This is a genomic window from Micromonospora sp. NPDC005291, from assembly GCF_040607415.1.
In the GTDB taxonomy this organism is placed as follows: domain Bacteria; phylum Actinomycetota; class Actinomycetes; order Mycobacteriales; family Micromonosporaceae; genus Micromonospora.
Genome location: NZ_JBEXGR010000002.1, coordinates 95,117 through 112,253, shown reverse-complemented (window position 1 = coordinate 112,253; position 17,137 = coordinate 95,117). Strand labels below are relative to the sequence as shown.

Below are 17,137 nucleotides of genomic sequence, written 5' to 3'. Positions count from 1 at the left end.
GCATGCGGATAGCCCTGTTCGTCACGTGCCTGGCCGACACCCTGTTCCCGGAGGCGGCCAAGGCGACGGTACGGCTACTGGAGCGGCTCGGTCACGAGGTCGCCTTCCCGCAGGACCAGACCTGCTGCGGGCAGATGCACATCAACACCGGCTACCCGGACGAGGCGCTGCGCCTCGTGCGTCGCCACGTGCGGACCTTCGCCCCGTACGACGTGGTGGTGGCCCCGTCGGGCTCGTGCGTCGGGTCGGTGCGCCATCAGCACGCGATGGTCGCCCGACGGGCCGGCGACGAGCGGTTGGCCAGCCAGGCCGAGGAGGTCGCCCGTCACACGTACGAGCTGTCGGAGCTGCTCGTCGACGTGCTCGGGGTGACCGACGTCGGTGCCTACTATCCGCACCGGGTCACGTACCACCCGACGTGCCACTCGCTGCGGATGATCCGGGTGGGGGACAAGCCGCTGCGGCTGTTGCGTGAGGTCCGCGGCCTGGACCTGGTGGAGCTGCCGCAGGCCGAGCAGTGCTGCGGCTTCGGCGGCACGTTCGCGGTGAAGAACGCCGACACCTCGACGGCGATGCTGGCCGACAAGATGCGTCACGTGCTCGCCACCCGGGCCGACGTCTGCACCGCCGGGGACGCCTCCTGCCTGATGCACATCGGCGGTGGGCTGTCCCGGCTGCGGACCGGCGTACGCACCGTGCACCTCGCGGAGATCCTGGCCAGCACCGAGGCCACCGCCGAGCCGGCCGAGCAGGCGCAGCGACGGACCGGTGAGGTGCCGGTATGACCCGGACCTTCCTCGGCATGCCGGCCACCGCACCGCGCGGTGTCGGGCACCTGCGCGGCGACGAACCCTTCCCGGTGGCGGCCCGGCGCAGCCTCGCCGACGCCCAACTACGCCGCAACCTCGGCCACGCCACCGCCACCATCCGGGCCAAGTCGGCCGCCGTCATCAGCGAGGTCCCCGACTGGGAGGAGCTGCGCGAGGCCGGCCGCGCCATCAAGGCCGACGCGATGGCACGCCTGCCCGAGCTGCTGGACCAGTTGGAGACGGCGGTCACCGCCGCGGGCGGCACCGTGCACTGGGCCGCCGACGCCGTCGAGGCCAACCGGATCGTCACCGCGCTGGTCAAGGCCACCGGCAGCGACCGGGTCATGAAGGTCAAGTCGATGGCGACCCAGGAGATCGGCCTCAACGAGGCACTGGAGGCTGCCGGCATCGAACCGGTGGAGACCGACCTGGCCGAGCTGATCGTCCAGCTAGGCCGGGACAAGCCCAGCCACATCCTCGTACCCGCGATTCACCGTAACCGCGCGGAGATCCGCGAGATCTTCCTGCGTGAGATGCCCGGCGTGGACCCCGCGCTGACCGACGAACCCGCGATCCTGGCGGCGGCGGCCCGCCGTCACCTGCGGCGTACGTTCCTCAGCACCCGGGTCGCGGTCTCCGGGGCGAACTTCGCGGTCGCCGAGACCGGCACCCTCGCGGTGGTCGAATCCGAGGGCAACGGCCGGATGTGTCTCACCCTGCCGGACACCCTGATCACCGTGATGGGCATCGAGAAGGTCATCCCCACCTGGGCGGACCTGGAGGTGTTCCTGCAACTGCTGCCCCGGGCCTCCACGGGGGAGCGGATGAACCCGTACACCTCGATGTGGACCGGCGTCACCCCCGACGACGGGCCGCAGGACTTCCACCTCGTGCTGCTGGACAACGGCCGCAGTGCGGTGCTCGCCGACGAGGTCGGGCGCCAGGCGCTGCACTGCATCCGCTGCTCCGCCTGCCTCAACGTCTGCCCTGTCTACGAGCGCACCGGCGGCCACGCGTACGGATCCGTCTATCCGGGACCGATCGGTGCCGTGCTCTCACCCCAGCTGACCGGGGTGGAGGACAACGCCTCCCTGCCCTTCGCCTCCTCGCTCTGCGGCGCGTGCTTCGACGCGTGCCCGGTGAAGATCGACATCCCGTCGATCCTGGTGCACCTGCGCGCGGAGCATGTGACCGCCTACCGGAGCGAGCATCGCCTGCCGAGCGCCGAGGCGGTCACCATGGCCGCCGCCGCGTACACCATGGATCACCTGCCGCTGTACGAGGCCGCGCAGCGTGGCTCGCGGGCCGCCCGCTTCGCCGGCCGGCGCGGCCGTGGCCTCCCCCCGCCGTTGTCCGGCTGGACCGTCGGCCGCGACCTGCCGCAGCCGCCACCGCAGACCTTCCGCGAATGGTGGGCGCAGCGATGAGCTCCCGCGAGGTGATCCTCGGCCGGGTGCGCGCCGCTCTCGGCCCCGAGCCGTCCACCCCCGCCGACGTGGCGCGGGACTACCGGCCGGCCGGCGGTGCCGTGCACCTCGACGTCCTGGTGCACCGGCTCACCGACTACCGGGCCACCGTGCACCGGTGCTCCGACGGTGAGGTGGCGCAGGTCGTCGACGCGATCCTCGGTGGCCGGCGGGTCGTGATCCCGGCGGGGCTGCCCCGACACTGGCTGCCCGAGAGCGTCGACGTGCTGATCGACGACAATCTCCGGAGGGAGGACATCGCCACCGCCGACGGGGTGGTCACCGCGGCGGCGGTGGCCGTCGCCGAGACCGGGACCGTCATCCTCGACGCGGCCGCCGACCAGGGTAGGCGGGTCATCACGCTCCTGCCCGATGTGCACATCTGCGTGGTGCGCACCGATCAGGTCGTCGCGGGTGTCCCGGACGCCCTCGCGCGCCTCGACCCGCACCGTCCACTCACCTGGATCAGCGGTCCCTCCGCCACCAGCGACATCGAACTCAACCGGGTCGAGGGCGTCCACGGCCCTCGACACCTGCACGTGGTGATCGTCCCGCGGGCCGACACTGCTGAACAGGCCGGATGATCGTCAGCGACGCAGGGTCGTGGACGGCGCTTCGCCGTACCGGGTCCGGTAGTCGGTCGCGAACCGACCGAGGTGCACGAAGCCGTGTTGCACGGCAACGCTCGTCACGGACACCCCGGGATCGCCCGCGCGCAGCGCGCGGTGCACCGCGTCGAGCCGGCAGGTGCGCAGGTACGCCGTCGGACTGGTCTGCAACTCCCGGCGGAAGCAGTCCTGCAGCGTTCGTACGCTCACCCGCAGCGCCTCCGCGATATCACCGACGGTCAGTGCCTCGCTGTGGTGGTCGGAGATCAGGGCGCAGGCCCGGCGGACGAGGCGCCCTGGGTGGGGGTGGTGGCCCGACTCGGCGAGCAGGTCGGAATGGGTGTGCCGGTGGGCCAGCAACAGCTTGCCGATGAGCCCCTGCTCGAAGCGGGCGGCGACCTGCGGGTGGTCGAACAGGGACGCCTCCGTCGGTTGCGACAGCTCGTCGGCGAGGAACGCCACCCCGCGCGCCCACGCCTGCGCGGTCGACGTGGTCATGATCATGCCGATGTCGAAGCGGACCGGGTCGTCCGGCGGGCGACCGAGGAGGCGGGCGAGCTCCCGGTCGACAGTGCGCCGGTCGGCGTAGAAGATCCGATGTGGTGACCCCTCGGACCAGTGCATGTCCGAGGCGTCGTACGGGGACAGGACGGAGGCGACCCCGGGCGTCGAGGTGACGGTGTGACCGGCGTGCCGGACCACCGTGCTGCCGGCGCGCGGGATCTGGACGAGGTAGAACGTCTCCAGCGCGGGCGGTTGAATCCGCACCGCCTGCCCGTAGTCGAGGTCGATGACACCCACCCCGCCCACCCGGCGTGCCGCCATCCGCAGCTGGACGCTGCGCACGCCCGCCTGCGGGGTGAGCCGGTGCGGGCAGAAGACGCGGCCCACCTCGGTGCGAGCCCGCTCGATGTCGTCCGTCCGGACCGTCACGGCATCCATCCGACACCTCCGCGCGTCCTGATGCGCTGACCATAAGTCGTGACCCGGAGGACAGCGCACGAAAGCCGTCGACCCGACAACGGGCGGTCGGTCTGCGTACAGCGGACAGACCCCGCGTCTCGCGGATAGCGACCTTCCTGGCCTGCTCGCTAGCGTGCGGTCACCGCTGGCGCGGTTTTCATCAGCGGGTCACGCACCCGGGAGGATGTCATGAGGATTGCCGTCGTCGGCGCTGGATTCGCCGGTGTGAGCGCAGCGAAGGTGCTGCGGCAGAGCGGATTCGTCGTCACCGTGTTCGAGAAGGCGCCCGACGTCGGTGGGGTGTGGAGTCGTACCCGGCGCTATCCCGGTTTGCACACGCAGAACGACAAGGGCACCTATCACCTGTCCGACCTGCCGATGCCCGCCCACTACCCGCAGTGGCCGTCGGGTGAGCAGGTCCAGCAGTACCTTGAGAGCTACGTGGAGAAGTTCGGGCTCGCCTCCGTGCTGCGCCTGTCCACGGAGGTCATCTCCGCCGAGCTCGTCAACGACGAGACCGGGTGGTTGATCTCGTCGCGGCCGACGGACGCCCGGGACCCGGTGACGGTGGAACGGTACGACCACCTGATCGTCGCCAACGGCATCTTCTCCGAACCGCTCGTCCCGTCCTTCGAGGGTCACGCGAACTTCGCCGCCGCCGGAGGGCGTGTGCTGGCAGCGGGGGAGTTCCACGACATCGAGGCGGCCCGAGGCAGGAACGTCCTCGTCGTCGGCTACGGAAAGTCGTCCTGCGATGTGGCGATCCCGTTGAGCGATGTCGCCGCCCAGACCCACGTCGTGGCTCGCGAACTGCTCTGGAAGATGCCCAGGAAGCTCGGCGGGGCGCTCAACTACAAGTACCTGCTGCTCACCCGGATGGGTGAGGCGCTGTTCCGCTACCTCAACCTGAAGGGCTTCGAGCGGTTCCTGCACGGCCCGGGCAACGGTCTGCGACGACGCATGGTCGACAGCGTCGGCTCGGTCGCGACCAGGCAGCTCAAGCTGCGCGAGCTGGGCCTCGTGCCGAACGGTGGCTTCGAGGACATCGCCCGAAGCACGGTCAGCCTCGCCACCGAGGGCTTCTTCGAGCGCGTCGCCGACGGCCGGATCACCGTGCACCGGGACCAGGTGATCAAAGAGCTCGTGGAGGACGGCGGCCGGCCCGCCGCCCGCCTCGTCGACGGCACGGTGCTCGCCGCCGACCTGGTCATCTGTGGCACCGGCTTCCGCCAGCGCGTGCCGTTCTTCGACGACGCGCTGCACGCCCGGCTCCAGGACGATGCGGGCAACTTCATGCTCTACCGCCAGATCCTGCCGATCGGCGTGCCGCACCTGACGTTCGCCGGCTACAACTCGTCCTTCTTCAGCCCGCTCAGCGCCGAGATGGCGGCGGTCTGGACGGCCGCGTACCTGCGGGGCGGGATCACGCTGCCGACCGAGGGCCGGATGCGCGACGAGGTGAGTGCCCGCCTGGCCTGGATGGCGGCGCGTACCAACGGGCGGCACGCCCGCGGTACGAACATCATCCCGTTCTCGATGCACAACATCGATGAGGTGCTCAACGAGCTGGGGCTCAACCTCGGCCCACTGACCCGGGCCCGGCAATGGCTGTTCCCCGTCGACCCGCGTTCGTACCGGAGGGTGACGGCACACATGATTCGGCGTACCGCCGATGAGGTTGCGGCGGGCCAGGTCCAACCGACCGGGCCAGTCCGCGCGACGCGGTGAGAGCGACGCAGCCGACCAGCGCCGCGTTCAACCGGGCCCGAACGGCCCCACCAGGTCTCCGCATAACCACCGTGATCCTTCTATGGGCGGATAAAATGTGCGGACAGGAATGATGCCGGCGGGGAGGTTCAGGGGCGATGGCAGCGGGGCAGGTCACTGAGCACCGTTACCACCCCGGCGCGCCCGCGCCGGCGGCTCTGGCCGGCTGAGCTGTCCCGCCGTACGTGCTGACGCGCGCCGTATTCCGCGGGCTCGGGGACAGCAAGAGCCCGCGTTCGGCGACGGTCCTGGAGCTGCTGTTCGACATCGTGTACGTGTTCGCGCTCGCCCGCCTCGCCGGGCGGGTCGCCGACGACCTGACCATCGTCCGGCAGACGCTGCTGTCGGAGGCCGGCCAGACGGTGCTGTTCTTCACGGCGATGTGGATGATCTGGTCGCTCAACGCTCTGCTGGCCAGCACCTACGACCCTCGGCGCACCGAACTACAGGCCGTCCTGCTGGCGACGATGTTCGGCACGCTGGTGCTGGCTGTCTCGTTGCCGCAGGCGTTCGGCCAGCGCGGCGTCGTCTTCGCCTGCACGTACGTGATCATTCAGGTCGGTCGACCGCTCTTCCTGACGCTCGCCCTGCGGGGGCACCCGGGTCGGGCGTTCTCGGCCCGGGTGCTGACCTGGCACCTGGTGTCCGGCGTGTTGTGGATCGGTGGCGGCATCAGCGGAGGGCTCGGTCGGGGCATCTTCTGGACCCTCGCCCTCACCATCGAGATGATCGGCGCCGCCACCACCTGGCCCGCGCTTCGACTGGGCGGAAAGCGCATCAGCGGGAAGCGGCTCGGTGGGCAGCGGCTCGGTGGGCAGCGGCTCAACATCACGGGGGTCACCGTCTCCCAGGAACACCTCGCCGAGCGGTACAACCAGTTCTTCATGATCGCGCTCGCCGAGGTGGTGCTTGAGGCAGGTGCCGCCGTCAGCTTCCCGGGCTTCTCCACCGAGGGGACCATCACCCTCGTCGCCGCGTTCACGGCCGCGGTGTCCTTCTGGCGAATCTACTTCTACCACGTCGGGTCCGGCCAGGCGTCGACCTCGGGCGGGGAGGGGATACGGCTGTCCCGGTGGGCGAGCTACAGCCTGCTGCTCATCGTCGGCGGCATCATCTGCACGGCTGTCGGCTTCGGGCAGGTCATCGAGGATCCGCACCCGCCGATCGACTGGGCACTGGTGGCCATCATCTTCGGCGGCCCGGTGCTGTTCCTTGTCGGGCGAAGCTTCCTGGAGCAGGAAAACCGATTCGCGCCGCGCTGCCGAGCGCTGTACATCGGCGCGCTGGCGTTGGCCGTGGCGGCGATACCGATGGTGCTGCTCCCGCCGGTCGCCGTGGCGGCGTCCGCGGCGGTGATCCTGGTCGGCATCGCCGTCTTCGACCAGCGCGCCCACCGGCGCGGGTCGGAGACCAACCCGACGCTGTGACCCGCGTCCGGCAATCCATTGCGGGCCGGCGAGCGTTGCGCGTATGTTCTTCGGGCACGCCGTCGAGCCGGGAGGAGGTCAGAACAATGTCCGATGTTCTGCGCCCCCCGCGCGCTCCGGCGTTCGCGCGGACCTGACCCGGGGCGCTCGCTTCCCGGAGGACCAAGCCATGACTGATCTGGTCATTCGTCCGCTCGTCGCGGGCGAGGAAAACCTGTTCGACTCCATGCCCGATCCGCTGCCACAACTGCGCCAGGTCACCTACGCCGACGGGATCGTCGGCGGCCGGCATCCAGGGCGGGGTGCTGCTCTTGTTGTCCACCGGCAAGATCGACCACCTTGAGGCCGCTCTCGACCTCACCATCGACTCCCTGCGGGCAGGTGCTCAGAGGGCCTGATCGTGTCAGGATCTGTTCACCCGGCCGTACCGGTCGTGGGTCGGAGGGCGGTGGAGCATGTCGGTCGGAATGATCTTTGCCGTGCTTGGCGGGGGGATCGTGCTCTTCGCCGTCCTGCTGCTGACGATCATCGGCGCGCTGGGGCGCCGGGCGCGGGCCGGGCGACTGGCGGGCCGATACACCTCGCGCCCGGGAAACTCGTCGGACAACAGCTCGTCGAGCATGGGCGCGAGCTGACACCGGTGTCGCTGGCGGTGAGCTAACCTCTGAGGGCCGCCAAGGCCTGAGCAGTGTCTTAAACCGGGCGGTTCTGCTGCTCGATGTACTGACGCACGACACTGAGCGGCGCCTCGCCCATGGAGCCCGCGAAGTACGAACCTGACCAGAGTTTGTTGGCCCGGTAGTAGTGCCGGACCAGGTCGGGGAACTCCTGCCGCATCCGCCGCGACGAGACGCCTTTGAGGCTGTTGACCAGCTTCGCCAGGGCGACCTTGGGCGGGAAGTTTACGAGCAGGTGCACGTGGTTGTTCTCGCCGTTGAACTCGACCAGTTCGGTCTCGAAGTCCGCGCGGACCGACCGCATGATCTCTTCCATCCGGGTGAGGTGTCGGTCACCGAATACACTGTGCCGAAACTTGGTCACGAAAACCAAGTGGGCGTGCAGAGCAAAAACACAGTGTCTGCCAGTGCGGATGCCTTCGAGATTAGCCATAGACCAACATGGTGCAGTGCTTCTCGTGCAGCTCCGTTACAACTTCCGGGTGTACCCGGACACCGCTCAGCGCGAGGCGCTGTCCCGGTCGTTCGGGTGTGCCAGGGTGGTGTTCAACGACGGGCTGCGCCTGCGCCGGCAGGCGCGGGAGGCGGGCGAGAAGTCCGTCTCCGACGCTGAGCTGTCCCGGCGTCTGATCACCGAGGCGAAGCTGACGCCGGAGCGGGCGTGGCTGGGTGAGGTGTCCAGCGTGGTGTTGCAGCAGGCCCTGGCGGACCTGAACACCGCCTACCGCAACTTCTTCGCCTCGGTCACCGGCAGCCGCAAGGGCCCTAAGGTGGCCCCGCCCCGGTTCCGGTCTCGCAAGGACAACCGGCAAGCCATCCGGTTCACGAAGAACTCCCGGTTCACGGTGCTGGACAACGGCCGCCTGCGCCTGCCGAAGATCGGCGACCTGCGCGTGCGCTGGTCGCGGACTCTGCCGTCGGACCCGTCGTCCGTGGCGGTCATCAAGGATGCGGCAGGCCGATATTTCGCCTCGTTCGTCGTGCAGACTGCCGAGGACGAGACGCTGCCCGAGGCGGACTCCGAGGTCGGTATCGACCTGGGCCTGACCCACTTCGTGGTCATGTCGGACGGTACGAAGGTGACGGCACCGAAGTTTCTGCGCCGCGCGGCTCGCAAGCTGCGCCGGTTGCAGCAGGATCTGTCCCGCAAGCAGCGGGGCAGTCAGAACCGCAAGAAGGCCGTCGTGAAGGTAGCCAGGGCGCACGCCCGGGTGGCCGACACCCGGCGGGATTGGCAGCACAAACTCTCGACACGGATCATCCGCGAAAACCAAGCGGTGTACGTCGAGGATCTGTGCGTGGTCGGTCTCGGCCGGACCCGGCTGGCGAAATCTGTGCACGACGCCGGATGGGCGTCGTTCACGGGCATGTTGGAGTACAAGGCCGCCCGGTACGGGCGTACCTTCGCCAGGGTGGACCGGGTCTTTCCGTCCACCCGGACGTGCTCGGCGTGTGGTCGGATCAACGAGAATATGGCGCTGGATATCCGAGCGTGGGACTGCCCTTGCGGAGCAGCCCACGACCGGGACGTCAACGCCGCCATCAACGTCAAGGCCGCCGGACAGGCGGACTTCAACGACCGTGGAGCGCAGGTAAGACCGGGACCCGTCCCGGCACCGCGCGGCGAAGCGGTAACTCACCCGGACGCCGCGTGTTCCACGCGCAGCGTGGAGGGAACCTCCGTCCTTTAGGGCGGAGAGGATGTCAAACCGAGTACCTCGCGGCCAAGCGCGCCGAGGCCGACCGGTGGCGCCGCCGCTACGACGACGAGCAGGCACTCCTCGCCGAACTGCGCGAGGCCGCCGCCGTGACCGGGCACCAGGTCGCACACGGCCGTGGCCCCCGCGACAGCGAGAAGATGGGGTACGGGCACACCGCCGGCCGCGTCCAGAACCAGATCTCTCGCCGCGTTCGCGACGCCGCCCGGCGGCTGGGGACGATTGAGCGTGTCCAGATCCCCGCTCCGCCCGAGCCGTTGCGCTTTCACGGGCCTGCTCTCGCCACCGGTGACGGCAACGAGGCCATCGTCACGGCAGACCGGTTGGAGGTGCCCGGCCGACTACGGGTGGCGCACCTCGAGATCCTGGCCCGCGACCGGCTCCTGGTGACTGGGCCCAACGGCGCGGGCAAGTCCACGCTGCTCGCCGTCCTCGCCGGCCAGCTGACCTGCGTCGGAACCGTCCGGCGGCGACCGGACCTGCGTATCGGCCTGCTCAGGCAGGACAGTGTCTTCCCCGATGCGCGGCGGACAGCGCGGCAGATCTTCGACGCGACTGTCGGGGCGCAACGGGCTGAGGCGGTGCCGCTGTCGTCACTCGGTCTGCTCGCTACGGCGGACCTCGACCGCCCGGTGGCCGAACTCTCGGTCGGACAGCGTCGTCGACTCGGCCTCGCGGTGCTCGTCGCCGACCCGCCGGACCTGCTCCTGCTCGACGAGCCGACCAACCATCTCTCGCCCCGGCTCTGCGACGAGCTGGAGGAGGCACTGGGCACCGGGCCGGGCGCCATCGTCGTCGCCAGCCACGACCGGCGGCTCCGGTCCCGATGGTCGGGCCGGGAGGTCACTCTCGCCGTGGGGCCGGTGCCAGTTTCGTAGGACGGGGGTTGGGTGCGGTCACGTCACCCGGCCGGTCCATGCGTTCTCGTAGGACGGCGGTCGGCGGTGGTCACGTCACTCGGCCCGCCGCCGGGGGCCGGTTCCTCCGTTTCTCGGGTGGCGGCGGTCGGCCGCGGTCACGTCACGGGCCTGCTGCCGGCGGCCGGTCCATCCGTTCGAGCCGGGTGAGCTCCGCGTTGCCCGCGGCGACCACCGTCATGGCGAAGGCGGTGGTCGCGGGGTGAAGCCCGGCCCGCTGCTCCGCCGTGGCGATCCGCACCGACTGTGCCAGGTGTGCGCGCACGTGCTGGCCTGCCAACCGGTGGAACACAACCCCGCTGGATGACTGCAACGCGGCCAACTCCTCGTCAGTGACCATGCCCGGCATGTCGTGACCCTCGTGCGGGTTGGAGGCCGGGGCGCCGGACGCGGCGAGCAGCCGGCGGGCCCGGCCCAGGTCTTCGCGTTGTACCGCGCCGACCCGTTCGGCCATCCGCCGCCAGGCCGGGTCAGTGGTCCGGCTCGGCACCATGTCGAGCACCGGCAGTAGACGTTCGGTCATCGCCACCGTCAGCTGAAGCCACGCGATGTCGGTGGCGCTGAACTGGCTGGTCGGGCCGGCCGTTGCGGACGGGACCTGATTGGGCGGCGCAGTCAGTGGCTCGGCCGTGGGTGGTGTGGCCGTGGACGGCGCGGCAGTCGGTGGCGTGGTTCGGGCGGGGCCTGGCGATCCGGTGGCGCAGCCCGTGACGAGCAGCGCCACGAGGAGCAGGGGGATGGGTGCGGTCACGGGGATCCGCATCCGGCCTCCTTTCGCCCCGGACGGCGGGCCCGGCGTGGACCGGGCCCGCCTCCGGGTGTGAACGTGTCGGCTCAGATCGGTCGGCCGTCGTGGCCGCACTTGATGACGGGGCGGATGCAGTCCTGGACCCGGCGGGCCATCTCCGCCACCGGCCAGGCGTTGAAGAAGTCGCCGTGCATGGTGTAGCCCGGTCCGGAGGCCAGCCGGAAGTGCGACGGGTCGCCGGTGACCGGGTATCGCAGCACCTGCCGCAACTTCGGCACGTGCACCGGGTGGGTGCTCGGGCAGGCCTGGTTCACCGGGTACGCCAGGTGGCTCTTGTGATCCGGGGAGTCGAGGTCTCGGCCGTTCCAGCACTGGGGGAAGTCCAGGTACGACTCCAGCATCGTGCCGGCCGGGCAGTTGACGAAGTCTTTCGACGGCGGCACCTGCCCGGCGTGCAGGCATGACCAGCGGGCGATGCTGTCGTTCGGCCCGGTGGCTCGCGCGTTGCCGGCGACGAGTCGCAGACCCAGCGGGAACGGCTGGGTGTTCGCGACGACGTCGGCGCGTACCCCCTCGCCCAGGTAGTAGAACGTGGAGATCGCCGGCTCCACCGGCACGTTGTCGCGGTACAGGGTTGGCACCCAGTAGGAAGAGACGTCCACCCGCGGGTTGCAGGTGGTGGGGGAGTTGACCAGGTCCGGGAGGGTGGTGTTGGCGTTCGTCACCGTGCTGCCGAAGAAGCTGTGCATGTGCGAGGCGCCAGGCAGCTTGGGGAAGACGATCGGGTCGTCCGGCAGCCGGTGGCTGTAGGTGCAGTCGGCGGGGAACTCGGCGACCCGGATCGCGTTGGCGCCGGGGGCGGCGTCGGCCCGTGCGGTGGTGGAAACCATGTACGTGCCGAGTAGCACCAGCAGTGCGCTGATCGCCGTGGCGAGGCGCAGCCGGCGGTGGATGCCGGAGAGGGGTGCGGCCCTGTCCATCTCGTGACTCCTGTCGGGGGGACGGGTCAGGGGCAGCTCCGGCGCCGCCGCCGAAGACATCGGAGATTGCCCTGGCCAGACTGGTGGTGGTCTGTTGAGCCCGGGGTAGCGAGAGAGCGCTCTCACTGACCCCAGCCTCACCCCGATGTCGAAGCTTGTCAATACGTACCGCAGTTGGTGGAAATGACGACGCCGAAGGGCCGGACCCTGGTGGGGTCCGGCCCTTCGGTCGTGTTGTTGTGTGCGGGTCAGCTGGTGGCGTAGCCGCGGGTGGCGATCCAGTCGGCGAGGTGCTCGGCAAGGAGTATGAGCAGACCACGCCTGCGCTGAAGCAGACCGCAGCCACGCAGCAGGCGGTCGTGGCGGCGGAGGTGTCCGCGACGGGCGTGGTGACCGCGACCGCCGAACGGGTCGAGCTGCTCGTGTACCTCAACCAGTACCGGCGCAACGTGAACACGGCCGGGGAGAAGGTCGACCAGAATCGCGTGGTGCTCACACTGGTTCCGGTCGACGGGGAGTGGAAGGTGGCCAAGGCGGCGGCCATCTGACGCTCTCCGGGTGAGAGATCAGTTAGGTATGCACCGGTAGTTGGCACCACCTGTGCCGGGGCGGTAAAAGGTTGATCCCGGCAGCCACAATGAATGCGTGAGCCTCGATATCGACCACATCTACGTACCCATCAAGTTCGACCTCGGTGGCACCGTGCAGGACGTGGAGCCGGCCATTCCGTTGCTGGCGGGGTTGGGCACCATCACGGTCGACGTGGTCGAGCACGAGGAGACCAGGGCATACAACATCTCGTACCTCGCCACCCATCCTCCGGTGCTGCAGCTCTCCCTCGGCACCTCGGCGGTACGGATCGGCCGCACCACGTGGGCCACCAGCACCCAGGTCGTGATCTACCCGGCGCTGGGGGTGATCTCGGTGGACCTACGGTTCGCCGCACCCGAGCCAGCGGTCAGCACCGAGGACATCTGCCGGTTCTATGACGACCTGATCCGCGAGAACACCGTCGACTACTTCCGGCACCTGCGCGACCTGGACACCTTCCCGCCGAACCTGGCCAGACACCTGAGCACGGTCGAGGCCGAGAGCTTCGAGGCGGGTGGGCTGACGGTCGCGGCCTACGTCGAGGCGATCCGCGGGATCCTTCGGGACTCGGCCGGGTTCGAGCCACGGGAACGCCGCTACCCGTTCCAGAACATGCGGCAGTTCTTCGTGCTGCGCGGCCCCGAGCAGCATGAGAACGCGCCGATCGTCGAGTCGCTGCTGCGGCTCTCCGCCCTGCCGGTGGCCCCGGGTGCGGCTGCGGACGACGGGCCGCTGCGCCTACGCGGCCTCATGGTGCGCACCACCGGCTGGTCCACGGTGGCCGTCCTGCACGACGGGGTCGACGGTGGTACCGCGGCGGTACGGCTGGTGCAGGACATGTACGGGCAGATCCACGCCCAGTGGTTCTTCTGTCAACTTTGGGTGGGGGTGGATCCGAACGACCGCGACGAGTTGGTCGGGCCGGGGCACTCACTGGGTGCCCGCATCACCCACCTCGCGCGGGTGCAACTGCAACTCGCTCGAGGGCTGGCCGAGGTCGGCAACGTGGACCTGATGTACCGGGATCCGGTGCGGATCGCGGTGGCCACGTTCCTCATCGACGGGCTGCGGGTGTCCCGGCACCTACAGGCCGCCCGGCAGCGCCTGGAACTGCTCCGCAGCAATCTGGGCCAGCTCTTCGGGTTGCAGACGGCGCTGTTCCAGCAGCGGCTCCAGTGGCTGTTCTCGGTCACCGCGGTTGCCGGCGTCGCCGCGCTCCTGCCGGAGATGATGCAGGTCGAGAGCATGCCCTGGCGGATCGTGACGGCCGCCTTGTTCGGCACGCTGGCGGTGTTCTGCTGGCTCCTGATCCGGCTGCTCGGACGCGCCGGCCTCAAGGCGGACCGGGTGAGCCGGGCAGTCACTCGGACCCCGGGCAGGGCGCGGCGGAGGCCGCTCGGGTGGGTCCGGCGGCTCCGCCGGCGGACCAGGTGACCCCCCTGTCGCACACCCCCCCGCACTCCGGGAGAGGGTTCCCGTCGTCCTTCTCACCTCGCTCGGGGTGGTCCTTCACCCCGACGCCGTCCAGCAGATCTCAGCCCGGTCGACCCGGGCAAGGATCTTCACGCACTCTAGAGCCGACGCGCCGGTTTTTCACGCCGCCGATACGTCACCCGGGCGGTACCGTCGGCCACACGCGCGTCCACGACGTTCGACCCGCGGGTGTGCAGACCGAGCGGGGTGCCAAAACGGCGCGGGCGGGCGGGGTCGGATGGTGAGGGTGGTGCACGCCTGCGGCGACGCCTCCCCTACGGTCAGCGAGCTGGTGCGACACATCGGGTAGGCGTTGAAGTTCAGGTCTTCCGCGCCGTACGCCGGTTGCCGAACGACTCCATGGTGGTCGCCTTTTTGGCCGGCGCCCTGGTGGCGGACGTGGTGCGGGCCCGGGTCGGCGCGGCCTTCTTCGCCGGTGCCTTCTTCGCCGCGGCCCTCGCCGTGGGTGCCTTCTTTGGTGGTGCGTTCTTGGCGGCGGCCGCCTTCGCCGTCGGCCTGCGGCTGGGCGAGGCCGTGGTGGCGGAAACGTCCTTCTTCCGGGCGACGCGGGGCGTGGTCGGCGTGGGCTTCTCGCCGGGCGTCTTGGCTGCGCTCGCGCCGGTGGCCCGCTTCGTGGCAGCGGCGACCTTCTTGGCCGCCACCTTCCGGCTCGGCGGCATCTTCGTCGCCCCGGTGGCCTTGGTGGGCCCGGGCGATCTGCGTGCCGGGACGGTTGTCCTGCGTGGGCTCATCCTCGCTCCTCCTCGGGTCTCGCCGGCATCGCCAGCGCTGCCGGACGACGGACGTGGCGGGTCGCCTGGGCCCGATCGGCGAGGTCTTCCCGCGCCTCCGGCCGCCAAACGCGGGACGGAAGGGTCGCGTCCAGCAGCCCGGACGGATCAGTGCGGTCGGAACGCGCAGGTGGGGCAGTCCGACGCGTCGGACTGCCCCACCTGTTCGGGACGACTTGTGTCAGAACCCGAGCACGGACCGACCGCCGACGACCGGCAGTCGCAGCTCACTGTCGTTCGGTGCGACCCGCAGTTCGGTGCCGCCCAGCGGCAGCAGGGTGTACTCCTGGTCGCTGGAGAACAGGACCACGCCGATGCGGTGGCCCGCCGGGAAGATGTAGTCCTTCGGCTCCATGGTCCACCGGTAGTCGTACAGCTTGCCCTGTTTGACCGGCTCGGTGCGGGCCGGGCTCTTGCGGTTCTGCGGGTCCATCCAGCCGCGGGTCACCACGGTCGGCGCGGCGGTCGTCCCGGCCGGGCCGTAGTCGACCAGGTACGCGGTGAGGTTCGCGTCCGGCTTGTTGTCGATGGCCATCCGTAGCCGCATCTCGGGACGTCCGGAGATGCGGACGTTCTGCGTCAGCGCGGGGGAGCGGTAGGCGAGTCGGTTCGCGCTCGCCGTGTCCGGGTTGGCGACCAGGGTGTCCGGGTGGATGGTCCGGCCCTCGTCGACGAAGCTCTGCTCGACCTTGGCCTTCGGCGGCTTGCCCGTGGTGAGCGCGCCCGGGGCGGTGGCGTCGGTGGCGGCGAACCGCAGCCCGACCTCACGCGCTGCCGGGTCGGGCCAGTTGGCGTACGTGGTGTAGGCCCGGTCCTCGCGCTGCAGCACCGCCGTCGGCTCGTCCATGATGCCGTTGCGCACGTTCCACAGCCAGAAGTCGAACCAGCGGTTCTCGGTCTGCTTGTAGGTCCAGGTCTGCCCGCTGGGCAGGGTCACCGAGGCGCTGCTGCCCGGGCCGCCGTGCCCGCCCTGGTGCAGCCAGATCTTGCGCGGTACGTCGCGCTTGGCGAGTTGGTCCCACCAGCCGGCGAAGTGCTCGGTCTTCACGTTCCAGTCGTTGAGGCCGTGTACGACGAAGACGCTCGCCTTGACGTCCCGGGCGTCGAGGTAGTCGCGATCCTGCCAGAATTTCGAGTAGTCGCCGGTGACCCGGTCCTGCTCCTCGGTGATCTTCGCGAGTTCGTCGGCGCAGGGCCCTTCGGCCCGTGCCTGCCCGGCGGTGTACTGGGCGAGGATGTCGAGGTCCTCGCCCTGGAACGTTCCGGGCGCGACGACCAGGCCGTTGGCCCGGTAGTAGTCGTACCAGCTGCTGATCGCGGAGACCGGCACGATGGTCTTGAGTCCCTTGACGCCGGTGGTGGCGACCTGGTTGGGCAGCGTCCCGTTGTAGGAGACGCCGGTCATGCCGACCGCGCCGGTGGTCCAGCGGGCGGTGACCGGGGCGCCGTTCGCGTCGTAGCCCTTGGCGCGCCCGTTGAGCCAGTCGATGACGGCCTTGGTGCCGAGCGTTTCGGCCTGGTCGCCGCTGGTCGGGCAGCCGTCCGAGTCGCCGGTGCCGACGCTCTGGCCGAGCACCACCGCGTACCCGCGCGGCACGTAGTAGTCGTCCAGCGAGCCGGGCAGGTTGGCCTTCGCCTGGGCCCGCTGGGTGCCGACGTCGAGGGATCGACGTCCGGACCGGTCGGTCACACCGTTCTGCGGCAGGTCGTCGACCAACACGCTCGGGTACGGCACGTCGCCCCAGGTGCCCTTGCGGTACGGGCTGTGCTCGAAGATGACCGGCACCTTGAAGCCCTGCGTGGCGGTCTCCCGGGGTCGGGAGATGTCGATCGCCACCCGGTCGGGTCGACCGTCGTGGTCGGTGTCCACCGGGGTCTGGACGAACACCCGCTCCTCGATCGCGTCGGCGAGCGAGAACACCGGTTGGGTCATGCCGTCGCTGACCACGATGCCGGTGGGTGTGGCCGGCGTGGGCGGGGCCGCCGCCGCTGTCGGGGCCGCGCTCAGAACCAGGGCGCCGGACACACCGACGCTGAGGAGTGCCAGATGGCGGGGTCGACGCATGCGCGTCTCCCTTCGGTTGGGCTGGTTGCCGGGTTTCGGCACGGGCCAATCTCGAAGATCCATTCGTCGACATGCTATGACCGAGCCGGCGTTCCGTCGATCCCTTCGGGTGGGGATACGTCTTTCGTCCACAATGT

17 protein-coding genes are annotated in these 17,137 nt (G+C 69.9%); 11 read left to right on the top strand and 6 right to left on the bottom strand.

All coding sequences use genetic code 11. The annotated features are described in order from the left end of the window. Window positions 1–2: 2 nt before the first annotated feature. The 3 genes from ABZT18_RS02800 to ABZT18_RS02790 are packed head-to-tail and all read left to right on the top strand — an operon-like array spanning window position 3 to window position 2,859. Complete coding sequence (locus tag ABZT18_RS02800) at window positions 3–785, top strand: (Fe-S)-binding protein (protein WP_354992060.1); 783 nt, start codon at window positions 3–5, stop codon at window positions 783–785. Continuing rightward, complete coding sequence (locus ABZT18_RS02795; protein WP_354992059.1) at window positions 782–2,236, top strand: LutB/LldF family L-lactate oxidation iron-sulfur protein; 1,455 nt, start codon at window positions 782–784, stop codon at window positions 2,234–2,236. Before ABZT18_RS02800 ends, ABZT18_RS02795 begins: the two co-directional genes overlap by 4 nt. Further along, window positions 2,233–2,859: an LUD domain-containing protein gene (locus tag ABZT18_RS02790; RefSeq protein ID WP_355250351.1), complete on the top strand. Its 627-nt coding sequence runs from the start codon at window positions 2,233–2,235 to the stop codon at window positions 2,857–2,859. The genes ABZT18_RS02795 and ABZT18_RS02790 overlap by 4 nt, the downstream gene beginning before the upstream one ends. Window positions 2,860–2,862: 3 nt before the next feature. Here the strand turns inward: ABZT18_RS02790 and ABZT18_RS02785 are convergent, their stop codons facing one another. After that, a complete protein-coding gene (locus ABZT18_RS02785) occupies window positions 2,863–3,825 on the bottom strand; it encodes an AraC family transcriptional regulator (RefSeq protein WP_355250348.1) in 963 nt (320 codons plus the stop codon). Window positions 3,826–4,035: 210 nt separating this feature from the next. Between ABZT18_RS02785 and ABZT18_RS02780 the strand changes: the two genes are divergently transcribed. From ABZT18_RS02780 to ABZT18_RS02765, 4 genes are all read left to right on the top strand, one after another. Next, window positions 4,036–5,574 (top strand): NAD(P)/FAD-dependent oxidoreductase, encoded by a 1,539-nt coding sequence (locus ABZT18_RS02780; RefSeq protein ID WP_354992056.1) that lies wholly within the window; start codon window positions 4,036–4,038, stop codon window positions 5,572–5,574. A gap of 224 nt (window positions 5,575–5,798) precedes the next feature. Continuing rightward, complete coding sequence (locus tag ABZT18_RS02775) at window positions 5,799–7,040, top strand: low temperature requirement protein A (RefSeq protein WP_354992055.1); 1,242 nt, start codon at window positions 5,799–5,801, stop codon at window positions 7,038–7,040. A 169-nt stretch (window positions 7,041–7,209) separates the two neighbouring features. Then, window positions 7,210–7,383: a hypothetical protein gene (locus ABZT18_RS02770; RefSeq protein WP_355250345.1), complete on the top strand. Its 174-nt coding sequence runs from the start codon at window positions 7,210–7,212 to the stop codon at window positions 7,381–7,383. A gap of 112 nt (window positions 7,384–7,495) precedes the next feature. Then, window positions 7,496–7,675 (top strand): hypothetical protein, encoded by a 180-nt coding sequence (locus ABZT18_RS02765; protein WP_354992053.1) that lies wholly within the window; start codon window positions 7,496–7,498, stop codon window positions 7,673–7,675. 58 nt (window positions 7,676–7,733) lie between these two features. Here ABZT18_RS02765 and tnpA read toward each other — a convergent pair whose 3' ends face one another. Then, on the bottom strand, window positions 7,734–8,150 hold the full coding sequence (gene tnpA / locus ABZT18_RS02760; RefSeq protein ID WP_355250342.1) for an IS200/IS605 family transposase: 417 nt from the start codon (window positions 8,148–8,150) through the stop codon (window positions 7,734–7,736). Window positions 8,151–8,166: 16 nt separating this feature from the next. On the opposite strand from tnpA, the gene ABZT18_RS02755 reads away from it, so the two are divergent. Both ABZT18_RS02755 and ABZT18_RS02750 read left to right on the top strand, forming a co-directional pair. Next, a complete protein-coding gene (locus tag ABZT18_RS02755; RefSeq protein ID WP_355250339.1) occupies window positions 8,167–9,408 on the top strand; it encodes a transposase in 1,242 nt (413 codons plus the stop codon). Next, window positions 9,369–10,313 carry an ATP-binding cassette domain-containing protein gene (locus ABZT18_RS02750; protein ID WP_355250336.1) on the top strand — a complete coding sequence of 315 codons (945 nt, stop codon included), beginning with the start codon at window positions 9,369–9,371 and terminating at the stop codon, window positions 10,311–10,313. Before ABZT18_RS02755 ends, ABZT18_RS02750 begins: the two co-directional genes overlap by 40 nt. Before the next feature lie 142 nt (window positions 10,314–10,455). Here ABZT18_RS02750 and ABZT18_RS02745 read toward each other — a convergent pair whose 3' ends face one another. Together ABZT18_RS02745 and ABZT18_RS02740 are read right to left on the bottom strand one after the other, a co-directional pair. Further along, window positions 10,456–11,115 (bottom strand): DUF305 domain-containing protein, encoded by a 660-nt coding sequence (locus tag ABZT18_RS02745; RefSeq protein ID WP_355250333.1) that lies wholly within the window; start codon window positions 11,113–11,115, stop codon window positions 10,456–10,458. Between the two features lie 71 nt (window positions 11,116–11,186). Then, a complete protein-coding gene (locus tag ABZT18_RS02740) occupies window positions 11,187–12,080 on the bottom strand; it encodes a DUF1996 domain-containing protein (protein ID WP_354992049.1) in 894 nt (297 codons plus the stop codon). 290 nt (window positions 12,081–12,370) lie between these two features. Here ABZT18_RS02740 and ABZT18_RS02735 point away from each other — a divergent pair, with 290 nt between their 5' ends. Both ABZT18_RS02735 and ABZT18_RS02730 read left to right on the top strand, forming a co-directional pair. Then, window positions 12,371–12,628, top strand: coding sequence for a hypothetical protein (locus tag ABZT18_RS02735; protein ID WP_354992048.1), 258 nt, complete (start codon window positions 12,371–12,373; stop codon window positions 12,626–12,628). A 97-nt stretch (window positions 12,629–12,725) separates the two neighbouring features. Continuing rightward, window positions 12,726–14,105: a hypothetical protein gene (locus ABZT18_RS02730; protein ID WP_355250330.1), complete on the top strand. Its 1,380-nt coding sequence runs from the start codon at window positions 12,726–12,728 to the stop codon at window positions 14,103–14,105. A gap of 359 nt (window positions 14,106–14,464) precedes the next feature. Here ABZT18_RS02730 and ABZT18_RS02725 read toward each other — a convergent pair whose 3' ends face one another. Both ABZT18_RS02725 and ABZT18_RS02720 read right to left on the bottom strand, forming a co-directional pair. Then, entirely contained in the window at window positions 14,465–14,896 is a 432-nt protein-coding gene (locus ABZT18_RS02725) for a hypothetical protein (protein WP_354992046.1), read from the bottom strand. Window positions 14,897–15,116: 220 nt separating this feature from the next. Then, complete coding sequence (locus tag ABZT18_RS02720) at window positions 15,117–17,000, bottom strand: Xaa-Pro dipeptidyl-peptidase (protein WP_354992045.1); 1,884 nt, start codon at window positions 16,998–17,000, stop codon at window positions 15,117–15,119. Between the last annotated feature and the right edge of the window lie 137 nt (window positions 17,001–17,137).